This window comes from Lentimicrobiaceae bacterium (genome assembly GCA_023227965.1).
GTDB lineage: Bacteria > Bacteroidota > Bacteroidia > Bacteroidales > JALOCA01 > JALOCA01.
Genome location: JALOCA010000071.1, coordinates 1 through 5,874, shown reverse-complemented (window position 1 = coordinate 5,874; position 5,874 = coordinate 1). Strand labels below are relative to the sequence as shown.

Sequence of the window (5,874 nt, the reverse complement as noted above, 5' to 3'; positions counted from 1 at the left end):
GATCCCCGTCACGGCATTACTGCGGCTTTTTGGCGCGTTCGCGTTCTTCATTTCCGGTCCAGCGCTTGAACAGGTCGAGTTCCACGCCCAGATCGAATTGATCGAGCGCTTTGTTGACCGACTGATTGATGATGTCATCGAGCGTCTTCGGCTGATGATAGAAGGCCGGCAGCGGCGGCACCAGCACGGCGCCGATTTCAGTCACCTGCGTCATCAATCGCAGGTGACCCAGGTGCAGGGGAGTCTCGCGAATCATCAGCACCAGCTTGCGCCGTTCTTTCAGGGTGACATCGGCGGCGCGGATCAGCAGGTTGGTATTGAACGAGTTCGCCAGCGCCGATAGCGTTTTGATCGAACATGGCGCGATCACCATGCCGTCGTGCCTGAATGATCCCGACGAGATGCAGGCGCCGACGTCGTTGATATCGTGCACATAAGTGGCCAGCTTCTTGACGGCATCGATCGTATAGTCGGTTTCGTACACGATCGTGCGCTTGGCGGAATCCGACATCACGAGGTGGGTTTCCACCCCGACATGCTTCAGCACCTCCAGAATCCTCATCCCATAGATGGCGCCGCTGGCCCCGGAGATGCCGACTACCAGTTTCATTGTCTTGTCCTTGTTTCAGATTGGGGCCCACACGGTCTGCACCATGGCTGGCCGTTCAAGTATCGCCGTCGCGCCAGCGCCGACTTTCACCAGCGGCGGGCACATTGTTTCACGCCTGTCGATACTTGTCAGTGTCCGCCACCTTGCGCCGCCGGTTGAAGATGCTCGGAGTGCTGCATCTCGGTCGATTCGATGACCGGAAATCCTGCAGCCTCCAGTGCGGCCGCGACGTTGTGCCCTGCGTCGGCATGAAAGCGGAGGATGACCTTCTTCTCCGGATAACCCCATTCCGTCTGGGTATCCTGGCGTCCAATCGGATACACCGCCTGCAGCACGGCACCTGCTGCTTCGACCACGTCGACAATCCGCCCGAGCACACCGGGGCCCAAGCGGATGGGCGCCAGCGTAACACCGCTGCGGCGCTCCCATGCGCCCAGGCAGTGGGCCGCGAGCTGGAATATCTCGTTGGCGGAAATAACCCCCACCACTTCATCCTTGTCGATGACAGGGAGTTGTGCGACGCCGAGTTCCTGGCCTTTCTGCAGGCAGTGCTCCATGGTGTCATCGGCCCGAACCGTTGCCGGGTTGCGCACCATGATGTCACGCACCTTGAGTCGGGTGACGAAGAAGTTGAACTCGTCGGTGCTCTGCGTACGCAGGACGAAGCTGCCCATGCGCAGCAGGTTGGCCCGGGTCACCAGCCCGCGCAGCTTGCCGTTATCGACGACGGGCAAGGCGTGCAGGTTGTTCTCACTGAGGATTCGTTTGGCTTCCGACACGAGCGTGTCGCTCGGAATGACCGTCGGGTTTGCCTGCATCCAGTTGCGCACCATCATGGCCGTCTCTCCTTGGTCTTTGCTTCTTCATGCAAACGAACGAACTCGTCGACGGCTACACGGGCGAATTCCGGGGTGTAAAGGTGCAGATCGACCTCCTTGACCCGGGAAGGATCGTCGAGCTTTTCCTTCAGCCGGGCGACAAAGGCGGCATCGGCAACGGGGTCGTAGATCGGACGTCCTTCCTTGTCGAGCGACGACCAGCCCTTCCGCGGAATCAGGAAAGTCCATGGGCCCCTGGCCCGATTGAGCCGCTCCGCGATCACGTCGGCGGCCTGGCGCAGTTCATCGGCGGTGGTGCGCACCTGGACGCGCAATGCGTCCTGCACGTACTGCACGCGGTTTTTGGTCTGTTCCAGCATGTCGGCGCGGCCGCCATAGGAGAGGATGTCGAGGCCGCAGGGGGCCAGCACCATCGGAATGCCGGTTTCCACCGCGGCCATCAGCCGGTCCGGCCCCGGGTCGCGGTTGCCCTTGAACAGGTGTTCCATGATGCCGCCGGTGCAGATATCGAGTACCCCGTGAAAGGCACCGTCGCGGATCATTTCTTCCATCGCCTTGTCGCCCTTGCCCTGGGCATGGCAGACGATGGGCGTGAAGCCCGCCTCCTCCAGCATGCCGATCGCCGTCTGTACCGCCATTTCGCCGAAGCCGAAGGAGGAGATGGCGACGCAGGGCTTGTCGAAGGTGATGTGGGTGCCCTGGGTCATCTCGACCATGCCGCAGATGGCGCCGACCGCATTGATGATCTGCGCCTTGAGCAGCGGATTCATCTTGACGATGTCGAGCACCGTGTGATGCATGGTGATATCGCGTGTGCCGACGTACTTGTCGATGTAGGCGGGGTGCGCCGCCATCGGCGAGGCCATCAGCTTGGGCATGCCGAAAGGCAGTTGCTTCATGATCGACGTGGCCACGAGGGTGGCGGTGCCGCCGCCGATGCCGATGATGCCGTGCACCCGTCCCTCGGCCAGCAGATCCTGAACGATCGCCGCCGCGCCCCGGATCTGGTTGTTGGTGGCGGTGTCGCGGTCGGAGCGGTATTTCTCGCGCACCACTTCGATAGTAAGGCCGCCGCGCGCCGCGACGTCTTCGGTGCGGATATCGCCGGGGAAGGGCGGCGGCTCCTCCATGCTGAAATCGAGCAGGATCGGCTGGTGGCCGCGGTCGGCAATCAGTTGCTTGACGAAAACGATGTCTTCGCCACGGGTGTCCAGGTTGCAGACGATGACGATACCTTTTTTGGAATTCATGTTCGCTGTCTGATGTCAGTGCCGGCAGGCAGATCTGCCTGCCGGCGCCGATTCACTTGCCGCTCTTGGCTTTCTTCGCTGCCGGTTTGGCTTTCTTCGCTGCCGGTTTGGCGGCTTCCGGTTTGGCCTTCTTCACTTCCGGTCGCGTCAGCCGGTTGATCATGCCGGCCACCGGGCTGGTGCCCTTGAAGCCATACTCGTTCCAGCGGTCGGAGACCTTCTGCAGCACCGTCCGGTCCATGAAGATTTCGTTGGGCTTGTTGGTCCACTCGTAGGGCGTACAGGCATCGAGAATGATGCGGCTCGTTATGTCGCGCGCCTCGATCGGCAGCCCCGGGTCCAGCGGCGTGGAGCGACCGCGGTCGATGATCTGGGCCGAACGCTTCGGGTCGAAGCGGGTCGCCAGCGCCCACCAGACACGATCCCAGTCGTCGGCCTCGATGTCGTGATCGACGACGATCACGCCCTTCACGCCATAGTGGCCGGTGGTGGTGGCGATCACGGCATTGCCGACGTGATTGGAGTGCCCCGGATACATCTGCTTGACCGAGACCACGACCCAGAAGCGGCCGCAGGCTTCGGGCGGGATATATACGCTCTGGATGCCCGGCACCTTCATGGTTTCGAGGTCGTGCCACAGTGTCGCGGTGCGGTTCAGCGACTGGATCATGTGGATGTCGTTGATCGGCTTGCCCACGGTCGTCGCCCACATCACCGGCTTGTTGCGATGCAGGATGCGCGCGATGCGCAGCACCGGCTTGGGATAATCCTTGCCCTTGTTGCCCGAGTAGTAGCCGGTGTATTCGCCGAAAGGACCCTCGTCCATCAATTCGTTGGGGTCGATCCAGCCTTCGGCGATAATCTCGGCATTGGCCGGCAGGGTCAGCCCGGTCAGGTCCGACTTGAACACCTTGACTGGCTTGCCGCGCAGCGAGCCGGCCACTTCGTATTCATCCACCTGCGCGCTGACCAGCGTTGAGCCGGCGAGGAACAGTACCGGATCGGTGCCGACGACATACGCTGCGGGCATCAGCTCGCCGCGTTCCTGGTACTTCTTCATGTGCATGTCGCCGTGCTTGCCCTTGATGATCTGCGAGCCCAGGATGTTCTTGCCCAGCACCTGTGCGCGATAGGTGCCCAGATTGGTCCAGCCGGTGTCCGGGTCCTGGGTCACCAGAAAGCCGGACGTGACGAAAAAGCGCCCGCCGTCGTCGGGATAGAACCAGGGCGAGGGGAACATCTCGATATCGACGTCGTCGCCCTCGATGATGTTCTCCTTCACCTCGGGATTTTTCACGTACTCCGGCTTGACCATGGTCTTGGTCGTCAGTTCCATCCACTTCTTCGCCAACTGGCTCATCGACAGTGACGGGTCCTGCTCCAGCGCAATGGCCAGGCGCTTGGTGGTGGTGAAGGCGCTGGTGAATACCGGAATGTCGTAGCCCTTGACGTTCTCGTAGAGCAGCGCCGGTCCCTTCTGTTCCTCATTGACCTTGGAGACATGGCAGAGCTCGAATTTCCAGTCCACCTCGGTCTTGACGCGATGCAATTCGCCGTTGAGATCGAGGGCGGCGATGTAGCTGCGGATATCGTCGATGGGTTTTGCTTTCGCTGGTGCTTTCATGTGCGCTCCGTAATGGTTCAGGTGGTGTGGGTGAAATTGAATCTTTGCTGCCTAGCTGACCTTCTTGCCGGTCAGCAAACTGGAAAGTATGTAATCCATCGCCGAGGCACTGCCGGCGGACACCGGCGCCTGCTGCTTGTTGCTCCAGACCGTTTCCGGCCGCGCTTGCAGGATGAAAACGTTGCCGCCGGCGGGAAGGTCCTTGTCGATCGCCCATTCGATATCCATCGGACGGCCGTAATGCTTTTCGATCTGCTTGCCCATCCAGGCCAGTTCGGTGACTTCATCGTCGATGATCGACTGCACCTTCTGGCGCTCGAAGGGAACCTCGGTGGCGATGGATTTTTGCGCCTTCAGATCGACCGTGTAGGCGATTTCCTTGGTGGAGATGGTGCGCTCCATGATGTCGAGCGCGACCTTGTTGACCACGAAGTGGTCGGGCGTCACCTCGCCGGAAACCACCGACTCGCCAAAGCCGAAATTCGAGTCGATGACGATCACCGAGCGGTCGCCGTTGGTCGGATGGATGGTGAACATCACACCCGCGGAAAACGAATTGGCCATCTTCTGGATACCGACGCTGATGGCCACCTGCTCGTGGGGAAAGCCCATTTTCATGCGATAGGCGATGGCGCGACCCGTGTACAGGCTGGAGATGCAGCGCCGCACATGGTGCATCACCTCGTCGATGCCGCGAATCCACAGATAGGTATCCTGCTGACCCGCAAAACTAGCGCCGGGCAGGTCCTCGGCCGTGGCGCTGGAACGCACCGCGACCGGGACCGCCGGAACACCACAACGTACCGACAACTTGCGATAGGACTCGCCAACCAGGTCTTCAAGCTCGATGGAGACCGGACGCGACTCGATCATCTCGCGGATGGCGACGGAGGCTTCTTCAAGCTTGTCCATGTCCTCGTGATCCAGCCCCTGGAGCAGGCCGGTCACTTCGGGCTGGATACCCGCCTCGCGCATGAACTGCGCATAGCCGTGAGTCGTCAGGGCGAACCCCGGCGGCACCCGCACCCCCGCGTTGATGAGTTCGCCGAGAGAGGAGCATTTGCCTCCCACCAGGGCGACGGAGTTCTTGTTGCACTCCTCGAACCAGCACACTTTCGGCATTGCGCTATCCATCCCGGCCTCCATGCGAATCCTGTCAATTGCCAAAGCGCTTCCCATTGTCGGTACCCTTCCCCGGCACTAGCGGGTGATCGAAATCACACCCGAAGAACCATCGACCCTGAGCATCATTCCGGTCTTGATGACCTTGGTGCCGTGCCCCGTGCCGACCACCGCCGGCAGGCCGTACTCGCGACAGACGATGGCGGCATGGCTCATGACCCCGCCGACATCGGTGATGCAGGCGTTGATCTTGGCGAATGCCGGCGCCCACGAGGGTGAGGTCGTCGGCGCCACCAGGATTTCGCCGTCCTGCAGATCGCGGATGTCCTGCGCGCTGCGGCAGACGCGCGCCTTGCCCTCGACGACGCCGGGGCTGCCGGCGAAACCCTTGAGCTCCTTGATGCTGTCGGGATCGCTGACGTCCTGAAC

General features: G+C 61.5%; 6 protein-coding genes. All 6 read right to left on the bottom strand.

What is annotated here, in order from left to right; genetic code table 11:
* Positions 1 to 16: 16 nt before the first annotated feature.
* The gene (locus M0R21_13650; protein MCK9618867.1) at positions 17 to 610 is read right to left on the bottom strand and encodes a UbiX family flavin prenyltransferase; all 594 of its coding nucleotides are present in this window, start codon (positions 608 to 610) and stop codon (positions 17 to 19) included.
* Positions 611 to 738: 128 nt separating this feature from the next.
* Positions 739 to 1,446, bottom strand: a complete 708-nt coding sequence (locus M0R21_13645) for a CBS domain-containing protein (protein MCK9618866.1) — start codon at positions 1,444 to 1,446, stop codon at positions 739 to 741.
* Complete coding sequence (locus tag M0R21_13640) at positions 1,443 to 2,699, bottom strand: Tm-1-like ATP-binding domain-containing protein (GenBank protein ID MCK9618865.1); 1,257 nt, start codon at positions 2,697 to 2,699, stop codon at positions 1,443 to 1,445. Before M0R21_13640 ends, M0R21_13645 begins: the two co-directional genes overlap by 4 nt.
* Before the next feature lie 52 nt (positions 2,700 to 2,751).
* Positions 2,752 to 4,323 carry a phenylphosphate carboxylase subunit beta gene (ppcB, locus tag M0R21_13635; GenBank protein MCK9618864.1) on the bottom strand — a complete coding sequence of 524 codons (1,572 nt, stop codon included), beginning with the start codon at positions 4,321 to 4,323 and terminating at the stop codon, positions 2,752 to 2,754.
* A gap of 51 nt (positions 4,324 to 4,374) precedes the next feature.
* Positions 4,375 to 5,490 carry a hypothetical protein gene (locus tag M0R21_13630; GenBank protein MCK9618863.1) on the bottom strand — a complete coding sequence of 372 codons (1,116 nt, stop codon included), beginning with the start codon at positions 5,488 to 5,490 and terminating at the stop codon, positions 4,375 to 4,377.
* A gap of 33 nt (positions 5,491 to 5,523) precedes the next feature.
* The coding region (locus M0R21_13625) for a PEP-utilizing enzyme (GenBank protein MCK9618862.1) at positions 5,524 to 5,874 on the bottom strand (351 nt) is incomplete at its 5' end.